Source organism: Sphingopyxis sp. EG6, from assembly GCF_003609815.1.
Taxonomy (GTDB): Bacteria; Pseudomonadota; Alphaproteobacteria; order Sphingomonadales; family Sphingomonadaceae; genus Sphingopyxis.
This window is the reverse complement of the sequence record NZ_AP017603.1, coordinates 1,741,656-1,760,014: the sequence shown is the minus strand read 5'-3', so window position 1 is coordinate 1,760,014 and position 18,359 is coordinate 1,741,656. Positions and strand designations below refer to the sequence as shown.

The window sequence follows — 18,359 nt, the reverse complement described above, 5'->3', positions numbered from 1 at the left end:
GTTAAGCGTCTCTGAGGAAGTTGCGGTCGATGGTCCCATCGGCGATGCACCAGGCGTCGACCGCGTCGATCAGGCTTATGAGGCTGATAAAGTCGTCGCCAGCGAGCAGGGTGGTTTCGAGCGCGGCCAGCAGAATATTGTGCAACTCGCCAATGAGACCGTTGCTACAGAGGCGAAGTTTCTCGGCGATCTCGGGCTGGCACAAACCCGAGTGACGACTCAGAATTCCGCGGGCGACTATTTCGCTATCGATCCGCCGCAGGAGATCGGCCCATTGCAGTTTATCGTCGGGGTTGTCCCCGTAGGGGGCAAGGACGACCTGCGGCGCACAACGGTTCTTAAGTTCGCGATTGTTGGCGAAGAGTGACTGCGCGTCGCTAGTGCCCATCAGCACTATCGGGACCCAGCCGAGCGAGAGAATATTCTTGATGGTGTTGGCCGCGTCGGTGGCGAGGCTCTTCTGCCTGAAATGGTTGAGCTCGTCGATGATGAGCAACTTGACTTGGAAATCCTTGATGCCCTGCTGGACTCGGCGGAGGAGCAGTTCGGCCTCGCCCCGGGTGGAGTAATTATCTCCCATCGCGGAGAGGATCGAACTCGCGAGGCTTTTAGGAGTGCCTGTGGTTGAAAGGGTAACGTGCAGCACCGGTTTGTTCGCAGGATCATGTCCCGGCTCGCCTTCCACGAAAGCCTGCAGAATTTTCCCACAGGTGCTCTTTCCTGCGCCGGATTGGTTAAGGTAACGAAACGCCCGGCGTTGCTGTCCCTCTGGCTGCTTCTCACCCATCTTGAGCAAGGAATGCATCTGTCGAACTGCGGTGAGCTGTGCTCGGGTAGGCATGACGATGCCCTCGAAGGATGCAAGACCTTCACCAACGTGATCCGCGAGATCGGATGGCTTCAGCGCGACAGGAGTGATCGGCGCAATCATTGCTGGCGGATGCGAGGAGATGGTGGATTCGCGCTTTTGGCGCCGCGGCGTTGCGCGGGGCGTTGGTCCAACGGCGTCAGTTTTCGATGTCGGTTTTGGCTTCAGCATGCGTTTACTCCACGTTCGGGATGTTAGATGTAGCTTCCCGTGTCCGACGCGATGTCGAGGCGGCGGGCGGTCTGCGCCATGTCCTGCTGTGCCATTTCGGCCGAGGCGGACTTCGTGACGCTCGGAGCGTCACGCCGGTCACGCCGCCGCTTACTGTTCTTGCGATTGGAACTGCGGGGTGCGATGCGGTTGGGATCGCCACGCGTTTCGACGCGCGTGTCGTGTGCGATTACATTTTCCATGCCGGTGGGCGAACTATCAACGGGCAGCAGCTTTATGGCGTCGCCGAGATATGCGCGACCCTGCGAGGAGTCGGCTAGGCGGGCTGCTGCGCGACGTTCGGCGACGAAGGCGTCAGGGATTACGCGCCGCATCGCTTGGCTGTAGGCAGTGTGGACTTCAAGCATATCATGTTCGGACTCGAACTTCATTCTTTTGTCGGATGCGTAGTCCTTGAGACGCCTGTGCAACCAGAGTGGCAGGTTTTCGGAATACCGGCGCATAGCGCATGGAATCTCGACATATTCACCGCGAAGTTCATCGAACACCCAAGCGATACTCATGTCGTTTGGATCATATTTGAACTTCACCTTGTGGAAGGTGCGCTTCTTGGTGTCGGCTGCGACGCCGCGCGCCATCCCAATATTGAATAACAAATCTTCGTTGGTGACCGGATATCGATCATCAGAGCCATCAGAACCGTAGCGCAGACCTTCTATGATCGCACCCTCGCCCCGGAACTCGGCATAGACGAGTTGACCAATAGCACGGCGGAGGTGGTCGACGTCTCGGACCATGTCGAGCCCATGCTGGGCGCGCTGTTCGATCCATACATCGATGGGATAACGGTCGAGCAGACCTGAATGCTTACTGGTATGATAGCGAGCAACGACAATGGCAAATATCTCGCGGAACCGCTCGATCGTGACAATCGCCTGCGTCGATGGGTCGTAGTTGAACTCCCGCATCAACGGAATGTCCCAGGTTGCTGCAGGGAGTTCGTTTTTGATAATTTCTTGAAGCTTGCCGATGCAGCTCTCGACATGTCCTTTATGAGTGGGTTCCCGATCGCCGGCCCAGCGCAGGCCATAGCCGACATCGCCGCCAGCATCCTGCGGCGACCGACCTGTGAGGGGCTTGGCATTATCGACTACAACGTGGCCAACCACGTGTCCGCACGTTTCCATTAGCGCTCTTGCGATCTCAGGCGCGCAGACCAACTCCTTAGGCACTCGTTTTGGCAATGCCGTGTGAAGCATTGTGCGCATGTAACTCGCATAGCTGGGCGGCTCGAAGGTGATATCCCACCCGAGAATGACGCGGGTGAAGACATCGATCGCGATCGTCACTGTCGGGATACCGACCGGAACGCCGCGCACCGCATCGATGACGAAGACCATGGGCCACGGTGTGTCGTCCACCTGAACGTATTGCAAAAAGCGCACAGGCTCCTGCGCGACGCCGCCACCGCCATAGCGCTGCTTGCGAGCACGCATTCCGAATGCAATGCTGAGGGCCTTACCGCCACGAGCGCGCTCAATCTCCTTCGCGAAGATGCGCCGCGAGCACATCTTAACGTCGTCCGGATTCTTAGGAACTTCCAGCGCCCGCTCGAAGTCCAATATTTCGAGCTTTTCACCGCGGATGTAGCGTTCGACGTCTCTCGATGCCTTTTTCCAAAAACCGTGGACCGATTGCCGGTCCTTGGCGTGGAACCGATTGACCCAGACCTTTATGATCTGGAGGACGACGGTATCAATCTTGCGGCGGCGGGCGCCGATGCTCTTGTAGGAAGCGCAATCGGCAGGGCGACGATCGTTCTCAGTGCCGCGCGTCTGGATCCACTTGCGAAAGGTCGTCTCGCTTGGCAGGCGACCGAAACGAGCGATCAGATCGTCGATATCGAAATTATCGGCATACCAGGCCGAAACACCAGCTTTAGTGAGCGAACAACGTTCGACGTCGGGATCATCCCACGTTTTGAGCGTCATCTCTCGCAAATAATACCATGGGTCGCGCAACTGATCGGTCTTGCCTTTGCTTTTACACTTCGCGTCCGCAAGTTCCGATCGGGTCGGCTCTTGACGGCGGGCCCGGCATCGCGTGGGGTCGGAAAGGGGGTCTGCGCGCAAAACGAGCCGTCTGTCCGCCATGAGGTTGAGCGTTTCCTCAGGTGATGGCCAAATAGGAAAGCCGTTCTCGTCAGGTATCTCGAGTATCCATCCGCTGTCGTCCGAGATCTGGCACCTGCCGTTGACGGCTAGACCGCGATAATTGCACTCACGCCCGTGGAAGGACATCTTGGAGCCAACGGCAAAGGGGAGTTCGCAGCTCACCGCGATTAGAACCGGATCGGCGAATGAAAGTCTGCGGGGGGCAGGAGCCGCACCGGCATAGGATCGAAAAGGTAGCGATCGAGATTGACCTCAACGCGACCGGCGCAAATCATGGCTTGCGCAAGTGCGGTCCCTTCTAAGCGGTCGTCATGGAGCGCGAGCCTGAGATCACGAAAGGTTGCAACCGGCGTGCTGGCGCACATACGCTCAAAGCGATCGAGTGCGTCATTTGGCACGTGCTTCGTTCTGCGCGCGAAAATCTCGCCGAAGTTCAGCTGGCGCTCCCCCCCACCGATAATGTCGCGCAGATAGAGGATGCGGTGCCGCCAGCCCATGCCTTCCAGCACAGTGCGAACGGCACGCTGGACGATGCGCGCCTCGGCGTCGAGAAAAGACAGGTTCGGCTTACATTCGATGGCCTCAACGACATCGACACCATCGATGCGCAAGAAACGGAGATGATCGCAGATCCATTCACGTATCGCGCCGCCCGCGAGGAGGCGCAGGCGGAAGGCTTGTGTGCGGAAGTCGAGCACCGCAGCGCGGATCTCGCTATCAACGATTAGGGCATGCTCGGCTGGGCCCTCGTAGGGATTGGAGAGCCCTGTCTTCTGCGATGGCTCCTCACCAATGAAGTGCGCGTGCCCCCCTCCTACGATTGTCCGAATAGGACCGCCGTCGGAAGCAACGTGCATGATCGCGGCGAAGCGGACGCCCTCCGCTTCGACACTGTCGGAATGAACAAGTCTGAGCGCTTGGCCTTCGACAAGGGTCGGCGACGGTTGATAAAATCCGTCAGTCCGTGATTGCGCGATCGTATTCATTTGCCGTGGCGCTACTTGTCGAAGCGGGCTGTGCGCCGGCTGATCGAGGCGGGAGTGGTGGCGGCGCGCGCGCCGCCTTCAGGCGACGGCTGGCCGATTGTTATGGACCAGCTTTCGGTCACGGGGGTTTTGCCGGTGAAGACCATCTTGATGGTGGAGGTGTCCAACTTGGAAATTTTCGCGTTGTCGCGGATAGCTTCCATGCAAATGAGATCGCACGCCCGCGTGACGAACGTTTCTGGGAGCATTGCCGGCGGCTTGGACGCCATCAGGGAATAGCTACCGTTTCCGATTCTGCTGCGGTCATGGCGACGTTGCCATGTGTCACGGCGGATCTGGGCGGCGCGCGAGGACGTAGAATCAATCATCAAAATCTCCAAACAGTTGCTATACGGATTTAGGGTGGCCAATGGGCAATGTCAATAACGACTGTTTGGAGACTTGCCGGATCATCTCATTTCTGGTTAATGGTCGGCATGACGAAGCCGATCGACGTTGAAGTTAAGCAAGGGAGCGGGGGCGGCCGCTCGCGAGGAACGATAAATAGGTCGATGCCACCAAAGCGGTTGGAAGAGCTGTTTGGCGACCCGCTGCCCAAGCGCGAGATAGCGATGTGGTCGCTGATGGACGCGGCCCAGCGCGCGCGCGCGCTGCAGCGCGCCGATGCGCTGGTTCGGTATGATGACGGGGAGGGGGGCGTCCCAGCCCGCTCGGCGGCCGCCGACGCCGGCGTTACGCTCGTTCGGTTCTACCAGATGAATGCACGTTGGCGTGAAAAGCAATCGCTCGGTGCACTGGGTGTCGGCGCACAACCCGAACGCGGTCGCAAAAGCCAGTTTGCACCCGAGGTCAACGCCGTTTTGCAATCGGCCGTGGCCGATATCGTCCGAGACGAGAAGGCATCAGTGCGATCACTCGCCTTGCGTCTAGCTGACATCGCGCGCGCGCGCGGTCTGCCCGATGATCAAATTCCCGGTCACAACACTTTGCGCAGCGTGGTGGAGCGTGCCCGTCGAGATCGGCGACGTCGGCTTGAGGTTGGAAACGAGCTGCTTTTTGACCAAGCGGCGTGCGGAATTTTGCGGGAAGATGGCGCACCGTGGATCGTATTTGTAATTGCCGACTCAGCGTCGCAGCTGATTTTAGGTGCCGCGCCAGGCCGGGCAGAGGCTGTCCGGCGCGGCTATGCCGATGCCGCTAGCGACGCTGCCCGCAGGATTGGCGATCCCAGTTTCTCAAAGGTGGCTTGGGCAGAACGCTTGGCTAGGGTTCAGTTGGTTCCGGGCACCGAGGTAAACGACGTGTTCGATCCCATCGCCACCGAGGCTAGGTCAATCGGCGTTGGTCTGAACCTGACCGCTGAGCGGAAGGCGGGAAGGTATCTAGAGCGCTTGGCCGGCCGTGCCATAGGCGTCCTGCCTATCTGGCCCGCGCGCGTTGGCGCCACCACCCTCCCACCATGGGCGTCAGAGCGTGTGCCCGTTCTCGACTTGGAGCGAGCTCGTGCCAGAATCGCGATCGCCGTAGAGGATTACAATTCTAGCCTGCTCGAGGGCCTTGATACGGCCGGGGAAAGTGTTCCGCCACCAGAGCTGGAACATCTTTTGAAGGCATTGGCGAACTAGGTCAGGGCTGCTTGCTCGTGTCGCCTGTAACCGGTAAGCTAGTTCGGGAAGCGTTATGCGCCGCAACTTCTGCCGACAGCACTGTTACCGCCTCAGCCAAATCAAGCGGCTCGTCATCCTTCGCACGCAGGGCGCGCTTCGGATCGCGCGAAGCAAGGGGCCCGTATGTCAAGCGAACGCCGCCGACGCCGCGGCCGATCGCCTTGGCCAGCATCCGCCCCGCCTTGAAGCGCGATACCACGCGGGGGTCCTTGACGGCGCCGAGGATGAGGTCGTCATCAATTCCTATGGTGACGGGGCCATCAACCTTCCTAGCAGCGCGCTTTACCTCCGCTTCAAACCATTCTGGAGGGCAGCCGGTCGTGCAATCGATGATCGCGGCAGCATGAATAGTCCCGCTACGTTCTTCCACCGCCAATGCGACTTCTGGGAGCGCGAGCGCATCGCCGGTGATGACAGGCATTAATGCGGTAGCGCGGCCTACAAGCAGTCTGGGTCCACCATCCGCGGTGCCCCGTAGTCCCATGCGGAGGTAGGAAACCATGCTGTTGGATGGCGGCCTGGTCTTCAGTCTGCGGCAAGCTGCCTGCACCGCTGCGATCGCCTCGCGGTGACTCGCGGAAGTCGGGAGTGCGCGCAAAGCGCTCTCCGCGGCGGCGCGCGTCGCCGGCGGCAACCCCCGACGTCGAACACCACGAGCGGCACCGGCATATGCACCAGCCTTTCCGATCGCCACCGCCTCGCCATGCGCCGCCCAAGCTTTGACCAGCAACATGAATTGCTGGGTGCCAATCCCCAAGCTTTGAGCATGCACCGCGCGATCGGCGCGGCTCGGTGAGGGAATGTTGAGATACGCTCGGATTGCCTCTATTCTGCGTCGCGTCTCTGCACGGCGTAGTGGCGCGACTCCGCTAAGGTCGATCTCACCAGGGCGCGACGAATTGTCGCCGGAACCAGTGTCCGCCATTATTTTTCTCCTATTTTGAATCATGTCACCGCTAAAAGTTGGGTCGGGCTCGATTTCGCGCCCGCGTCGCGGCGCGAGTGTCTGAAGTTGTGGGCCGGCGCCACCTAGAGCCGAGCACGAGCGAGAATGCCGTCGGCAGGATTGTGGGCGTGAGCCGCACATCCGTTCTTCATGGTGAATTTTTTGAGATGCACCGCCGTGTTGACTGGGTGCCTTAGGCATCTTGCCGCGTTGGCAGACTCAGTGCGCAGCCGGCCGAAGCTGGCAGACCGACCACGCGGTCCCGCCGACTACCTCACAAGTCGTCGTGAGGTCGTGCCGTATGCCTGAAACGCGATCTACCAAGAATGCAGTATCGGGTGACCGCGGGTTGAAATCTCGGGGAAATGCTCATTGCCGGTTTCCCCGAGATCCTTGTCGTGGGACTGGGCCGCGAGCGGTGTGGTCGCGATTTGCGGAAGTGGTCCGAGGCGACCGTTGCATCGGCGATCAAGTCGCCCTGCTCGAGGATACCTGGAAGCTATTACGCTTATATTCCGGATAGACTTCCTCAAAGTGGGGCGCGAGTAGGAAGCCCGCGGCGGCGTTGACGTATTCCCGAAAGTTGACGGTATCGTCGACTTTAACGTCTGCCCGCTCCCGCACCGAAAACCCCTTAGCCCAAACCATTCGAGCGGATACAGGCCTTCGACGTGCGACGCGGACGAGCGTGTCGAGCACATTCACTTTGAGCTGCGGGAGCATCAGTATTTGGATGCGATCGAGGAGCAGGATCGGATCCGACGGTCGCATGCTGAGGATTGCGGCGGACAGACTCAACCGGGCGCCCGTCGCATCAATCAACGCCTGGGATAGTTCGATGCCGAGATTAAGCGGTGTCGTAGACGTCTGCACTGACATCGCCGCCAAGGTTGCGCTACGGTTAGCCTCGTCGCCGACAAGCAGGATCGGCTTGCCGCTCGCGGCGCCCGTGGCTTCAAGCATGCGGCTCGCCTCGGCAGCGGCCATCACGTGGTCGATCATGACGTGGCCCCGCTATTCACGGTGCGGGAGCGAACCTGCTCTTCGAGATGTGCGAGCGCGTCTCGCTTCCGCGCTACGATCTCAAGCAGCCGGCTCCCGGTGTCGTCGGGGCAGGGGGTTGCTTTGGACAGCCAGTAGCGCACCGCGCGATCGGACACGCCGAGATCCACAGCAATCGGTGCTTGCCACCGATCACCGTAAAGGGCCTCGCCAACAAGGCGCAGCAGTTCCAGATTACCGTTTTCCCCCATGCTTCCGTGGTTCTAGGAAGAAGGAGCCTTTCGACCAAGCGCTTTTTCTAAATTTATTAAATTCGGTCGCGGATCTTTCGCCAACGAGGTCGCCCGTTTATGTCTTTGGCATGATTTTAGATAACATCGGCGGACTGAGAGATCATGTCCTAGCCAAAGGTTACGCCGTCGTTCGCCGGTGCGCTCCCGGTATTAGCACCGAGCAGTTGGCAGCCAGTGTCGGAAAGCCAACCGAAGCTTGGCCGGGTGCCGTCTTGCAGCATCTAGTTCCGCAGGCTACTTCGACGCCGAACACTTACAGCGGGATATTTGGGTTACGTTCGTTTCCCTTTCATACCGACCTCGCACATTGGCCCGTTCCGCCGCGCTTCCTTCTGTTGCGATGCCGCAAGGGATACGCCGAGATGCCCACGTTGCTTCTCGACGGGACGGTCATCGCAGCCACGATCGGCGATGATGTGTTGAGCAGAGCCGTGGTCATTCCCAGGCGTCCCCTGGCCGGAAAGATGCGACTTCTTCGACTTCTGGATCGGCGCAACGCTGTGGCTGCTATCCGATGGGATGATGTCTTCTTGAAGCCTGCAAGCGACGTGGGGAGGAAAGCCTTTGAGGCTATGCGCGACGTCATCGGTTCTCTGACTCCGGAATCGGTTGCGCTCGTCGACCAGGGCGACACTATGGTCGTGGACAACTGGCGCATGCTTCACGCCCGGACTGCGGCGTCGCCCCAGCATCATGATAGACACCTTGAACGCGTTTACCTGGAGACCGTTGGATGAAGCAGACATTGGAGCCGGGCGATCTTCCGCTCACATGGGATGCCCAAGCGCTCTATGATAAGGCCGAGCGTTTTGTTCAGCAGGCGCACGAACTCGCCAAGGACAGTTGGGACTACGCCCTTTGGACGAGCCTGTCGCTCGAACTTCTGGCGCGCGCGGCTTTATCCAACGTGCATCCGGCGTTGCTGGCTGAGGCGGACCGCAATGCTTCCAACCTGATCAGCGCCCTTGGCTTCGAGCCGGTCGACAAGTTCTCGCCGAAATCGATCCAGATCAGCGAGGTGTTCAGGCGTCTCAGGACGCTGCTGCCGAATTTCCAGCCGGAGCATGAGAGCTTTGGCGTGCTGCACACTGGTCGGCGTAACATGGAGCTGCATTCGGGGGACCTTGCGTTTGACGGCATCAAGGGCTCGAGTTGGCAGCCGCGGTATTACGACACTTGTTCGGTATTGCTGGAATCAATGGGGTTGTCTCTCACCGATTTTGTCGGCGCGGCCGAGGCAAAAGCCGCCGACGCCTTGATCGCTGCTGCAGCGGACAAAAGCGCGATGGCGGTAAAGGGTGAGGTCGAGGCTCACCGCAAAGTGTGGGAGGCAAAGGGTGATGCTGAGCGTGCTAAGCTTATCGCCCAGTCTGAACTATGGGCCAGTCGACACACAGGCCACCGGGTTGAATGCCCCGCCTGCGGTTCGCCCTCACTTGTGTTCGGTGAGCCGGTGGCTGCCGCCACACGCACTTTGGCCGACGACATCATCATCGATCGGCAGGAACATCTGCCGACGCACTTTGAATGCGTGGCCTGCGGTCTGCGCATCAACAACCTGTCGCGGCTCGCCGTCGTCGGCATCGCGGACCGCTTCACCAACACTCAGGAATATGACGCCGCCCAGTTCTACGCCCCCGAGGAAGATGAATGGGCAGCATACGAGGATGACAATAACGAACGGTAATGCCCGGACGTGGGTCCAACTTCTCCTCGCACAATTGCGCGCCGTTCGTCATCTCTAGCGCCAGCCGTTCGGCCTGTGTGGTCATTTCGAACGATACTAAATGCTTTTCAGAAATTCCGCCAAGTCATCGATAACCCGAGGCACTGCGCGGTAAATTACGCTCCTGCCGATTTTCTTAGATTTTACCAGTCCCGCCTGTGACAATATGGCAAGGTGCGCGCTCATTGCCGTGGGTGATGTCTTCGTCGCGTCCGAAATCGCTCCTGCCGGCATACCCTCATCGTCTGCTGAGCGAAGCAGCGTGAATACCGCGAGCCGCGTTTCCTGGCTCAGAGCGCTCATCACCATCCGGGCTTTTTTCTTTTCCATTCCGCCTCCTCAAACGAAAGCGCAGCGCCGACAAGCGTCAGAAATTCACTTTCTATCCTTAAGAAGCGTTAACCTATTACAATTCGCGAAATTATGAAACGATTTATCGTCCTCAGCGATCGCGCGCAAAACCAACAGTCCTAGGCTGCGCTAAGTCAATCCGTGTCTCGACGACACATGGCATCGCCCGTCATCTTCCCGTCAGTCTTCCGGTTTCCAACCGCTTGTTTCAGCAGCGCCGTTTCTTCATGATTCAAAGATTTGCGAAAAAAACGGCGGCGAAAACGCGCGTTGCAACCGCCGCAGCCAGCGCGCGTTACAAATTTGTGACATCTTCCTTGCCATCCCGCTGCGTAGCATTCCGTATCCGCTGTCTCGCCGGCGCCATTAATTGGACAAAATAGTTGGAGCTGCTCGACGCCGACTTGTTCTGGCCGATCATCGGCGCGATTGTGGCGAGCGCGATTGTCGGCGCCGAACGCGAATATCGGGCCAGCCCCGCTGGACTGCGGACGCATATCCTGGTGGGCCTGTCCTGCTGCCTGTTGATGCTGTCGGCGGTGCATCAGATGGCATGGCTCAACGACGCCCCGGTCGAGGTGGTCCGCATCGATCCGGTGCGCATGGCGCATGGTATCTTGACCGGCATCGGCTTTCTGTGCGGCGGGGCAATCTTCCGCGAAGGGTTTAACGTCCACGGGCTCACGACCGCCGCTTCGCTGTGGATGACCGCGACGCTGGGCATATTGTTCGGCATCGGCTTTTATGAGCTGGCGATCTTCGCGGCGACCGCGACGGTTCTGGTGCTGGCCGCCGTCACGATCACCGACCGGCGCGCTCCGCAACAGCGCATCGTGCATCTTAAAGCTCGCTATCGGCGGTCAAAGGCCATCGCACTGAGCGATTTCGGCACGCTGCTCGCTGACCACAAGCTCCGATCCATCACCATCGACCAGTCGATGAACGATGATGTCGTAGAATATGGCGCCATCGCGCAAGGCTATAGCGAAAACCGCGCCGAGCAGCTGGCCGCCAGCCTGTCGGGTGACCCAAACGTCACCAGCTTTGAAATTCGCCCGCAACAAGCCTGAATGGACGATCAACGCTTTTTGAGCAGTCATCATGTCGGCATGCCGCTGATCGGCGTGGGGATCACAATGCCGCGATCAACTTGCGGAAGCGCAGCCTTATCGCGCTCGATGCGGCGAGGCGCCTCGCAAAGCTTGTCGTGGCTTGCAGCCTAACCGCCGCCGGACATGTGCACCAAGATGTTTCGTGCTGGATATATTTCCACAGTAAATCCGAATACCCCCTATTTCATGCGATCTTAGCAACCGAGGCACCCCCCGAGCGTTAAATGGTGGGCCGGGATATCCGCACCGCTTGCGAAGAATGAACTTCCCTGAGCGATAGCGGCGGATTTGCCCACCAAATCTCCGGCTCAAGAGCCACCCGCTTTTTCGATGAAGGTCCAGTCCCATGAAAAGCTTTTTCATCCTAGGCGCCGCTGCTGGTGCAGTCCTGCTCTCTACAACGGCAATGTGTGGATCGGCGTGCAAAAAGGACCCCGTTAGCGGGGTGATCGGCGTCTAAAAGGGACCCCTCATTTCGATGGTTTAAGCAGCCGGCTGGATTTTCAGGCGGCGAGATCGGGATGTTGGTTTTGGAGACAGTGGTTCGGATTCGGCGCGAGTATGCCGGTGGTAAGGCGATCAAGGCGATCGCGCGGGATTTGCATGTGTCGCGGAAGGTGATCCGCAAGGCGATCCGGGCGCCGGAAGGCGCATTCGACTATCAGCGCAAGGTTCAGCCGCTGCCGTGGATCGGGCCGTTTCAGGATCGCCTGAACACACTGCTGGAAGAGAACGAGGTGCGCGGCAGGCGCGAGCGACTGCGGATGACGCGGATACATGATCTGCTGGAGCGCGAAGGTTTTGAGGGTTCCTACGATGCCGTTCGGCGCTACGCGGCGCGCTGGAAGGCCGACCGGCGCAAGGATGCCGGCGATGGTGTCACCGCCTTCATCCCGCTGATGTTCAAGCCGGGCGAGGCCTACCAGTTCGACTGGAGCCATGAGGATGTGGAGATCGCCGGCAAGCCGATGCGCGTGAAGGTTGCGCATATGCGGCTGTGTGCATCGCGGGCGGTCTATGTCCGGGCCTATCCGCGCGAGAGTCAGGAGATGCTGTTCGACGCGCATGCGCGCGGCTTTGCTTTCTTCGGCGGCGTGCCGGGCCGCGGCATCTACGATAATATGAAGACGGCGGTGACGAGCGTGTTCACCGGCAAGGAGCGGGTCTTCAACCGGCGGTTCCTGATCATGACCGACCATTATATGGTCGAGCCCACCGCCTGCTCGCCTGCGGCGGGATGGGAGAAGGGCCAGGTCGAGAACCAGGTGCAGACGATCCGGGGCCGCTTCTTCCAACCCCGGTTGCGGTTCGCCAGCCTCGACGAGCTCAATGGCTGGCTGGAGGCCGAGTGCCAGCGCTGGGCGGAACGACAGGCACACCCGGAACAGGGCGAGCTGACCGTGGCGCAGGCGCTGGAGATCGAGCGATCGGCACTGCAGCCGATGCTGGGACCGTTCGACGGCTTTAACGAGAGCGAGCATGCGGTGACGGGCACCTGCCTGATCAGCTTCGATCGCAACCGCTACTCGGTTCTCTCGACGGTGGCGCGGCGGACGGTGCAGGTCCGCGCCTATGCCGACCGCATTGTCGTGCGCTGCGGCGAGGAGGTTGTCGCCGAGCATCCCCGCTACTTCGGGCGCAACCGCACGATCTATGACCCCTGGCATTATCTGCCGGTGCTGGCCCGCAAGCCCGGTGCGCTGCGGAACGGCGCGCCCTTCCAGGACTGGGATCTGCCGCCGGCGCTGGCGCGCCTGCGCCGCAAGCTTGGCAATGGCGACGATGCCGACCGCCGGTTCGTCCGTGTGCTATCGGCCGTGCTGACCGATGGCCTGGAGCCGATCGAAGCGGCCGTGCGCGAGGCGTTGGCGACCGGCACGGCGAGCGACGACCTGATCCTCAACATCCTGGCGCGGCGCCGCGAACCGCCGCGACCGCTCACCATCATCACCTCCGAGGACAGCGCCTTGCGCCATCCGCCGATCGCCGACTGCGCCCGTTACGACCAGCTGAGGACCTTCGATGCAGCGGCATGACATGATCGAGGCGATGCGCGGGCTTGGGCTCAAGGGCATGGCGGGCGCGTTCGACGATGCGGTCACCACCGGCCTTCAGCGCCAGCGCACCACTATGGAGATACTGACCGACCTTCTGCGGGCGGAAGCAACACATCGCCATGCCGCCTCGATCCGATACCGGATGGCGGCCGCCCGGCTGCCGGTCGTGAAGGATATCGATGCGTTCCGGTTCGAGGGCACACCGATCAACGAGGGGCTGGTGCGTTCATTGCACAGCGGCTCGTTCCTGCCCGCTCGGCGCAACATCGTCCTGGTCGGCGGCACGGGCACCGGGAAGACCCACCTTGCCATCGCCATCGCCGCCAATGTCGTTCGCTCGGGTGCCCGAGGCCGCTACTTCAACACCGTCGATCTGGTGACCCGCCTCGAAGAGGAGGCCAGGATCGGCAAGAGCGGCGCTCTCGCCGCCCAGCTATCCCGCCTCGACCTGATCGTGCTCGACGAACTGGGATATCTGCCGTTCGCCCGCTCAGGCGGCCAACTGCTGTTCCATCTGGTCAGCAAGCTCTACGAGCAGACTAGCGTCATCATCACCACCAACCTCGCGTTCGGTGAATGGCCCACCGTGTTCGGCGATCCCAAGATGACCACCGCGCTGCTCGATCGCGTCACCCATCATTGCGACATCGTCGAGACCGGCAATGACAGCTGGCGCTTCAAAAACCGCAGCTGATCACCCCCGCCGACCTCCGATTAAAAGATGCTTTGCGCTGCGCGCGCCTCCGGTCGGGCTCCGCCCTCCCTACGCCGCGCGCAGCGCAAAGGCGCGTGTCCGATCAACCTTGCGCCATCGTGTAAGGGGGTCCCTTTTGCGCGCCGATAGGGGGTCCCGTTTGCACGCCGATTGACAGCCATTGCCGCGGCGCGGCGCGCGGCACGACCTGCCAAGGCGAGTTTCGCCGTCGGATTTCTCACCGGTCACGAGGTCGAGTGGCTGCGACATGTCACGAGCTTGCTGCGCGACGAACTCCAGGCGACCGATTTTCGCGTCACGAGCGACTTCTCGCCGGCGATCGGTGCCGCAGTCCAGCGCGGCGAAATCGATCTCGGCTTTTCGCGGATCGAGCCGCAGCCGAACGTGGTCTACAAGGTCATCGACTATGAGCCGACCGTCAGCGTCGCTCCGGGCTTTTACTGGGGTCTGGCGCGGCTCAACGTCCCGCTTGCCGCGCGTGCGAGCGGACGGAGCCGAAAAGCAGCACCAGCGAGGCAGCCAGCAGCACCGCGTCCTTGAGCAGGAACTGCCCGGGCGCGGCCGAGATTGCCGGAAAACCCCCCGCGGTTTGCTCAGCGACACCGGGGGTGGAGGCGAAAAAGGTGAGAGTGATGAGGTAGGTCGAAACCGACATTGCAGAACCCAGCGCTGAGAAGAAGGGCCTGAAGGCGCCGATGCTCAGCGCGAGCGCCGTAGCCAGCTCGATAATCCCGATGAAATAGCTCTGACCGCGCACTCCGAACATATTGAGCCAGCTCATAATTGGGCTGTTTGATATGAACGGCGCGATACCCTCGGCTTCATAGGCGGTAAACTTCATGCCGCCGAACCAGAGAAAGACGATGACAAGCGTCCAGCGCAAGAGAGCCAGTTCGCCGCGGCTTCTTTCAGGGACGAGAAATTCATAGTTATCGAGAAAACGCATCACTGTTGTTCCTTACCTGTGGTGGATGGGATTGCGGCCCGATGGATGCGATGGGAAACTTCCTCGCCGCGGCTTCATCGGACAATCTTTGCAGTGCCGTTGGTCGCAGAACCGGCATGCCGACAGCTCTCCAGGTGCAATCTGCTCGAAAAGTGAGATCAAAACGCTTTGGGCTATGCGCTCGAGTGCGGCACAGTCGGGGCCCGGAACGCCTTCCAACAGCTCGGCGACGGCCCTGTTTCGCACCGTCAGCAGCTCGGCGCACTGCACTTCCCCAGCCGGCGTCAGGATGACGCAGGCCATCCTTCGATCCGAGGATGACGGAGTCTTTGCCACAAGATTCTGGCTGGCGAGGCGCTTCACGAGCCTGACCGTGCCCGCATGCGACAGCCGCAATATCCGGCTGATCTGCTCAATCGACATTCCAGGATTGTGGCCGATAACGATGAGCGCCGCCGCCGCTTCACCGCCCACTGGAAAGGCATCCGAAATTGCGACACGAACCCGATCTGAAACGCCTTGGGAAACCGCGCCGAACAGGTTGATCAAACGGTCGCCAGACTGTCCCATGACAAGATCCCGCCATAAATATGCGTGGTGCATATAAAGTGCGGCGGCGCAGGAGTCCAGTCGTCGATGGTGTGCCTCGTCAGATCAGCTTTGCCATCGCCAGCGCCGTGTCACCCATTCGCGTCGCGAAGCTCCATTCATTGTCATACCAGGTGAGGATGCGGGCGAGACTTTTGTCCACTACGTGGGTCTGCGGCAACGCGACGTTGGAAGAGGCAGGGCTATGATTCAGATCGACCGATACCAGCGGGGCAGTCACCACCGCCAAGACGCCCTCCATCGGGCCCTGCGCCGCGTCGCAAAGGGCCGCATTGATCTCCTCGCTCGTGACGTCGCGGCCCGCAACGACGGTGAGATCGACAACCGAGACATTGGGGGTCGGCACCCGGATCGATGATCCGTGCAATTTGCCTTTCAGCTCGGGGAGAACAAGGCCGATCGCACTTGCGGCTCCGGTCGACGTCGGGATCATCGACAAGGCGGCAGCGCGACCGCGGTAGAGGTCCTTATGGACGGTATCGAGCGTCGGCTGGTCGCCGGTATAGGCATGCACCGTTGTCATGTAACCGCGCTCGATCCCGAAAAGCTCGTGCAGAACCTTGGCGACGGGCGCCAATACATTCGTCGTGCAGGATCCGTTCGAGACGACCAGGTCCTCGCGCGTCAATGTGTCGTGATTGACCTTGTAGACAATGGTCTTGTCCGCGCCTTCGCCTGGAGCCGATATCAGGACGCGCTTCGCGCCTGCCTCCAAATGCGCGTTCGCCTGCCCGCGGGCTGTGAATATCCCGGTGCACTCCAGAGCTATGTCGACACCCAGTCTCCCGTGCGGAAGGCCGCTGGGATCGCGCTCAGCTGTGACCTCGATCTTGCCCAAGCCGACGTCGATCCAATCCGCGCCGAACTCGACGGTGCGCGGGAAGCGCCCGTGGACCGAGTCATATTGCAGGAGGTGCGCCAGGGTCGACACCGGGCCGAGGTCGTTGATCGCAACGACCTCGATATCGCGCCGGTCATATTCGATGATGGAACGCAGCACGAGCCGTCCGATGCGTCCGAAACCGTTGATCGCCACCCGTATCGCCATATAACCACCTCTTGAGAAAACCCGTCAGCACGCATGGGCGTTTGATATATGTGCACGGAGCATATATCAAGAACTGGCCGCGTTGGAGATCAAGTCCGAAGGAGGCAGGGCATCTGGTGGCGAAATTTGATTGGATTTGCGCAAGGTCAATTCTCGCAGCCTTTCGAAGGATATTGGGATGAGCGACCTGGATCGCGAGAAGCAGCTCGCGGCGGCGCGCGCCGTCGCCGAAGTGCAACCGGATATGCTGGTAGGGCTGGGCACGGGCAGCACTGCCGCGCACGTCATTCATATCCTGTCGGAAAAAATTGCGGGCGGGCTTCGGATCAAAGCGACGGCGACATCGCAGGCGACGGAGAATCTCGCGCGAACGCTCGGCGTCCCGCTCGTCCCGTTCGATCGGGTGGACAGGGTCGATCTCACGATCGACGGCGCTGACGAGGTCGATCGACATTTCAGAGCGATCAAAGGCGGCGGCGGCGCTCTCTTGCGCGAGAAGATCGTGGCAGAGGCCTCGGATCGTGTCATCGTTGCGGTCGATTCCAGCAAGACGGTCACGATGTTGGGCCGATTTCCGTTGCCGGTGGAGGTCGTGCCGTTCGCCGCGGCCTTTGTCGAACGCCGACTTAGGATGCTCGATGTCCCGGTTGCCTTGCGATCAAACAGCGGCGCTCCCTTCCAGACCGATCAGGGCAACATCATATTCGATGTCGCCTTGGGCTCGATCCTGGATCCCGACGAGTTGGCGGCGACTCTCGCCTCGATCCCGGGGATTGCTGGTCACGGTCTGTTTCTGACCGAAATTGAGTCGGTCGTTGTGGCCCGCGGCCATGAGGTCGAGGTCATGCACCGCGGGGATGCCGCTGCCAGTCCCTGAAGCCGCGTCCGCACCCATCGGTGGCTGCACCGGTGGCGGGTGATTTCATAGCTGGCGGCTATGGAGATCCGCTCGCGCAGATTGCGATTGCTGAGGTCGATGCTTTCGAGATTTGGCCCAAAACCGGCAGATTTTGGGGAAGGGGGATGCATCTGAGATGGGCGGGCTGGTTTTAGAACGGACGCTCCGGCTTGCTGTCTATGTTCCACGCACATATAGCCGCTGCATGAGTGGTGCTCGAGAGCGAAATATATTTGGCGCGTTTGCGCTCATGATCAGCGACGATATCCAACGCGCTACGGCGCTCCGAGCGCCTGAAGCGGGTCCCACAGCGTCGGCCTTGGCCTTGCTCGCGCACGAGCCGGGGCTGTCGATCCGGTCATTGGCGGCAGGGGTGGGACTGTCGCACGCGGGCACGGTTCGACTGGTCGATCGCCTCGTTGCCGATGGGCTGATCGAGCGGCGCGGGCATAGGACCGATGGGCGAACGCGCTCGCTTTTCCTGACCAGCAATGGCAAATCCGTCAGCAAAGAGGTGCTTCGCGAACGCGATCAGATCATCTCGGACGGGCTGTCGGTACTCACCAGCGAGGAAATCGACACCCTCGCCCGGATTTCCGAGCGCGTGCTGCAGTCGCGTCTCAAGGACCGCGAACATTCCTTCCATGTGTGCCGCCTTTGCTCTTATGCTGATTGCAAGCAATGTCCGGTCGATGCGGAACTGGCGCGCCGTGCGCTGGATACAGCGCCGCCATCGGGTTTCCCGGGCCGGGCTTGAGCGCATCCCGCATCCGGCCATTTGGCACCGGAT

At 60.6% G+C, this 18,359-nt stretch carries 18 protein-coding genes; 8 read left to right on the top strand and 10 right to left on the bottom strand.

Annotated elements, in window-relative coordinates; all coding sequences use genetic code 11:
- Position 1 precedes the first annotated feature (1 nt).
- The 4 genes from SPYCW_RS08665 to SPYCW_RS18815 all read right to left on the bottom strand — a co-directional run bounded on the left by SPYCW_RS08665 (position 2) and on the right by SPYCW_RS18815 (position 4,567).
- Entirely contained in the window at positions 2–1,039 is a 1,038-nt protein-coding gene (locus SPYCW_RS08665) for an ATP-binding protein (RefSeq protein ID WP_120216453.1), read from the bottom strand.
- A gap of 23 nt (positions 1,040–1,062) precedes the next feature.
- A complete protein-coding gene (locus tag SPYCW_RS08660; protein ID WP_120216452.1) occupies positions 1,063–3,030 on the bottom strand; it encodes a hypothetical protein in 1,968 nt (655 codons plus the stop codon).
- Between the two features lie 350 nt (positions 3,031–3,380).
- Positions 3,381–4,199: a hypothetical protein gene (locus SPYCW_RS08655; RefSeq protein WP_120216451.1), complete on the bottom strand. Its 819-nt coding sequence runs from the start codon at positions 4,197–4,199 to the stop codon at positions 3,381–3,383.
- A gap of 11 nt (positions 4,200–4,210) precedes the next feature.
- Positions 4,211–4,567: a hypothetical protein gene (locus SPYCW_RS18815; RefSeq protein WP_145985962.1), complete on the bottom strand. Its 357-nt coding sequence runs from the start codon at positions 4,565–4,567 to the stop codon at positions 4,211–4,213.
- Between the two features lie 108 nt (positions 4,568–4,675).
- Between SPYCW_RS18815 and SPYCW_RS08645 the strand changes: the two genes are divergently transcribed.
- Complete coding sequence (locus SPYCW_RS08645) at positions 4,676–5,824, top strand: hypothetical protein (protein WP_145985961.1); 1,149 nt, start codon at positions 4,676–4,678, stop codon at positions 5,822–5,824.
- Position 5,825: 1 nt separating this feature from the next.
- Here the strand turns inward: SPYCW_RS08645 and SPYCW_RS18980 are convergent, their stop codons facing one another.
- Positions 5,826–6,287: a hypothetical protein gene (locus SPYCW_RS18980; RefSeq protein ID WP_120216448.1), complete on the bottom strand. Its 462-nt coding sequence runs from the start codon at positions 6,285–6,287 to the stop codon at positions 5,826–5,828.
- A 993-nt stretch (positions 6,288–7,280) separates the two neighbouring features.
- Positions 7,281–7,814, bottom strand: coding sequence for a DUF6079 family protein (locus SPYCW_RS08635; RefSeq protein WP_120216447.1), 534 nt, complete (start codon positions 7,812–7,814; stop codon positions 7,281–7,283).
- A 655-nt stretch (positions 7,815–8,469) separates the two neighbouring features.
- Between SPYCW_RS08635 and SPYCW_RS18975 the strand changes: the two genes are divergently transcribed.
- Positions 8,470–8,844: a TauD/TfdA family dioxygenase gene (locus SPYCW_RS18975; RefSeq protein ID WP_172595459.1), complete on the top strand. Its 375-nt coding sequence runs from the start codon at positions 8,470–8,472 to the stop codon at positions 8,842–8,844.
- On the top strand, positions 8,841–9,794 hold the full coding sequence (locus tag SPYCW_RS08620; RefSeq protein ID WP_120216444.1) for a hypothetical protein: 954 nt from the start codon (positions 8,841–8,843) through the stop codon (positions 9,792–9,794). The genes SPYCW_RS18975 and SPYCW_RS08620 overlap by 4 nt, the downstream gene beginning before the upstream one ends.
- A 96-nt stretch (positions 9,795–9,890) precedes the next feature.
- Here the strand turns inward: SPYCW_RS08620 and SPYCW_RS08615 are convergent, their stop codons facing one another.
- Positions 9,891–10,163, bottom strand: a complete 273-nt coding sequence (locus SPYCW_RS08615; protein ID WP_120216443.1) for an ArsR/SmtB family transcription factor — start codon at positions 10,161–10,163, stop codon at positions 9,891–9,893.
- A 404-nt stretch (positions 10,164–10,567) separates the two neighbouring features.
- Between SPYCW_RS08615 and SPYCW_RS08610 the strand changes: the two genes are divergently transcribed.
- The 3 genes from SPYCW_RS08610 (at position 10,568) to istB (ending at position 14,047) form a co-directional block, all read left to right on the top strand.
- The gene (locus tag SPYCW_RS08610) at positions 10,568–11,254 is read left to right on the top strand and encodes an MgtC/SapB family protein (RefSeq protein WP_120216442.1); all 687 of its coding nucleotides are present in this window, start codon (positions 10,568–10,570) and stop codon (positions 11,252–11,254) included.
- Positions 11,255–11,817: 563 nt separating this feature from the next.
- Positions 11,818–13,332, top strand: coding sequence for an IS21 family transposase (gene istA / locus SPYCW_RS08605; protein ID WP_120216441.1), 1,515 nt, complete (start codon positions 11,818–11,820; stop codon positions 13,330–13,332).
- A complete protein-coding gene (gene istB, locus SPYCW_RS08600; RefSeq protein ID WP_120216440.1) occupies positions 13,319–14,047 on the top strand; it encodes an IS21-like element helper ATPase IstB in 729 nt (242 codons plus the stop codon). Before istA ends, istB begins: the two co-directional genes overlap by 14 nt.
- A 478-nt stretch (positions 14,048–14,525) precedes the next feature.
- Here istB and SPYCW_RS08590 read toward each other — a convergent pair whose 3' ends face one another.
- The 3 genes from SPYCW_RS08590 to gap form a co-directional block, all read right to left on the bottom strand.
- A complete protein-coding gene (locus SPYCW_RS08590) occupies positions 14,526–15,014 on the bottom strand; it encodes a YkgB family protein (RefSeq protein WP_120216438.1) in 489 nt (162 codons plus the stop codon).
- Positions 15,015–15,026: 12 nt separating this feature from the next.
- Positions 15,027–15,584, bottom strand: coding sequence for a MarR family winged helix-turn-helix transcriptional regulator (locus tag SPYCW_RS08585; protein ID WP_120216437.1), 558 nt, complete (start codon positions 15,582–15,584; stop codon positions 15,027–15,029).
- A 79-nt stretch (positions 15,585–15,663) separates the two neighbouring features.
- Positions 15,664–16,671 carry a type I glyceraldehyde-3-phosphate dehydrogenase gene (gap, locus tag SPYCW_RS08580; protein WP_120216436.1) on the bottom strand — a complete coding sequence of 336 codons (1,008 nt, stop codon included), beginning with the start codon at positions 16,669–16,671 and terminating at the stop codon, positions 15,664–15,666.
- Between the two features lie 178 nt (positions 16,672–16,849).
- On the opposite strand from gap, the gene rpiA reads away from it, so the two are divergent.
- Both rpiA and SPYCW_RS08570 read left to right on the top strand, forming a co-directional pair.
- The gene (rpiA, locus tag SPYCW_RS08575; RefSeq protein ID WP_120218197.1) at positions 16,850–17,548 is read left to right on the top strand and encodes a ribose-5-phosphate isomerase RpiA; all 699 of its coding nucleotides are present in this window, start codon (positions 16,850–16,852) and stop codon (positions 17,546–17,548) included.
- A 340-nt stretch (positions 17,549–17,888) separates the two neighbouring features.
- A complete protein-coding gene (locus tag SPYCW_RS08570; protein WP_232014893.1) occupies positions 17,889–18,326 on the top strand; it encodes a MarR family winged helix-turn-helix transcriptional regulator in 438 nt (145 codons plus the stop codon).
- Positions 18,327–18,359: the final 33 nt, after the last annotated feature.